Below are 2,185 nucleotides of genomic sequence, written 5' to 3' on the forward strand. Positions count from 1 at the left end.
TTCTCGCTTGTGTCTTTATCTGGCTGCCGCTGATTTGAATTCTATACAGCCCCTAATATGTCTATAGGAAAAGGACCACCGACAATATGAAGAAAGATGCTGTATTTTTACGTCAAGCTAAAGCTAACGACGTTCGCGCACTCGAGCAGTTATTAAACCGCTGTTATCGGCAAGACGAAGGCTGGACCAATGAGGCAGGCTTAGTGGGCGGTATACGAACCACTCAAGCTGAGCTTGCAGCCGTCATCGCTGACCCAAAATATTACGTTTTTATTTATCCAAAAACCACGACAGGTCAACGCGATGGTGCAGAAACAGGTGAGCTATTGGGCTGTATCGCAGTCGACATAAAAACTGATGCTGACTTAAACAAAAGTGGCGGCAATCAAAGTGTCAGTCATAAAAAAGCCTATATCGGCATGTTTGCGGTACTGCCTGAGCTGCAAGGGTATGGCGTTGGTCATCAACTATTGCAGGCCGCAGAAACTTTTGCCACTCGTCATTTGCAATCAGACCTACAAGCATCTGATAACAAACCTATTCGTCTGACCATGTCTATTTTAAGCCACCGTCCTGAGCTCTTGTCTTATTACCAGCGTCGCGGTTATCAGTTAAATGGCAATAAAATGCCGTTTCCAATTGATGGCAATAATGGCGAGCCCAAACGCCAAGATTTGGAATTATTAGAGTTAGAAAAAATCGTTAGTCAATAAGGCTTATTTTAATTTTAAACTAACTCTGAAAATCCCCAAAAGTCATAAACAGCCCAGCACTCAGCAGTAAAAACGCCACCAAAATTAAGCGCTTAAACCAGTTAAAAGCTGGTAAGCGCGTGGCATTATCATCGGACATTAAGTAAGCAAATAGGCAAATCAGGCTGGCGACTAACGTCATAATACCCAGACCAATCGGTAATATAAAAAAATACATCTGCCACACAGTCATCTCGCAACGGTCATTATTAACCGCATCATAACAGCATCACGATTGTCCTGTCTGTATTAGGACGTATCCTCAATGAGCACATTTATACATTTAATGGTCTTAAAGTGGCTAGGTTTTGTTAACCGTCGTCTGAAAACTTATCAACAGGCCTAAGTTAATAATAAAATTTTAAGTATAAACAGACAAATATCTTGAAATTAAGTTGGGTTTTGAGCAATAAATCTGTATAGTTCAGGTAACATTATAGATACATAGAAGGTAACGTGAAAAATTTAAAGAAATTGGCATTAGTCCTATTATTAACCCCACTATTTGCAGCCTGCTCTAGTGGCCCTTCTGATAGCACTGTCGAGGGATTAATCGAAGCGCAGTATGAGCAAATGGATAGCGCAATGGATGATGTGGTGGCTGGTGCCGGCAACGATGAAATGGTACAGGCTATGAGTGGCATGATGGAAGGCATGATGCCAAAGCTTGAAAGCGTTGATAATATCAGCTGTGATACCACTGATGGCGAAAATACCTATATGTGTACCGCTGAAGTGACGCAAAGTATAAACGGTAATAGCCGAATGAATAAAGGTGGTTTTCGTGTTTATAAAATCAATGATGAGTGGGTGTTGGGTAATTAGAGACACAACTCGATATTTAAGCTAATCTTATACAGGAATATATTTAGACATGCCTAATAGCACGCAACAACCTCACGTGAATATCAACAAAGATACTGGCAATAACGCTGCTAACGCTCAAGAAAAACTTAACAGCACGGCTATACAAGCAACGAACACTCAACAGGACTCTACAAATATCGCCCTGTTAAATTGGCTAGGGTGTCTGTTTTTTGGTTTTATCCCGCCGCTCGTTATCATGCTGACAAAAAAGGACGATCCTTACGTTCAGTCGCAAGCTAAAGAAGCGTTGAATTGGTGTATTACCTTTTTCATCACTTATATTGTGCTGTGGATTGCAGTGATGATAGTGGGCTTTATCCTCGCTTTTATTTGGTCACCCTTGGCATTGTTACCGATGATGTTCTTATTCTTGTATCCCTTTGTACACCCTGTATTTTGTATCATGGGTGCGGTCAAAAGCTCTGCTGGTAAAGACTTTAGAGTCCCCTTTAATATTCGACTGATTAAATAATGTAAGGGGTAATGACAGATATTGCTTATAAAAAGATGCTAGGGGCTGTATAGAATTCAAATCAGCGGCAGCCAGATAAAGACACAAGCGAGAA

Annotated in this window: 4 protein-coding genes; 3 read left to right on the forward strand and 1 reads right to left on the reverse strand. The window is 41.0% G+C overall.

The window, feature by feature from the left end:
- Positions 1–86: 86 nt before the first annotated feature.
- The gene (locus EI164_RS15735; RefSeq protein WP_192520919.1) at positions 87–713 is read left to right on the forward strand and encodes a GNAT family N-acetyltransferase; all 627 of its coding nucleotides are present in this window, start codon (positions 87–89) and stop codon (positions 711–713) included.
- Between the two features lie 19 nt (positions 714–732).
- On the opposite strand, the gene EI164_RS15740 is transcribed toward EI164_RS15735, so the two are convergent.
- Positions 733–945, reverse strand: a complete 213-nt coding sequence (locus EI164_RS15740; RefSeq protein ID WP_192520920.1) for a hypothetical protein — start codon at positions 943–945, stop codon at positions 733–735.
- 263 nt (positions 946–1,208) lie between these two features.
- Here EI164_RS15740 and EI164_RS15745 point away from each other — a divergent pair, with 263 nt between their 5' ends.
- On the forward strand, positions 1,209–1,577 hold the full coding sequence (locus EI164_RS15745) for a hypothetical protein (protein WP_318779569.1): 369 nt from the start codon (positions 1,209–1,211) through the stop codon (positions 1,575–1,577).
- 49 nt (positions 1,578–1,626) lie between these two features.
- Positions 1,627–2,091: a DUF4870 domain-containing protein gene (locus EI164_RS15750; RefSeq protein WP_192520922.1), complete on the forward strand. Its 465-nt coding sequence runs from the start codon at positions 1,627–1,629 to the stop codon at positions 2,089–2,091.
- Positions 2,092–2,185: the final 94 nt, after the last annotated feature.

Source organism: Psychrobacter sp. FME13, from assembly GCF_014861395.1.
In the GTDB taxonomy this organism is placed as follows: domain Bacteria; phylum Pseudomonadota; class Gammaproteobacteria; order Pseudomonadales; family Moraxellaceae; genus Psychrobacter.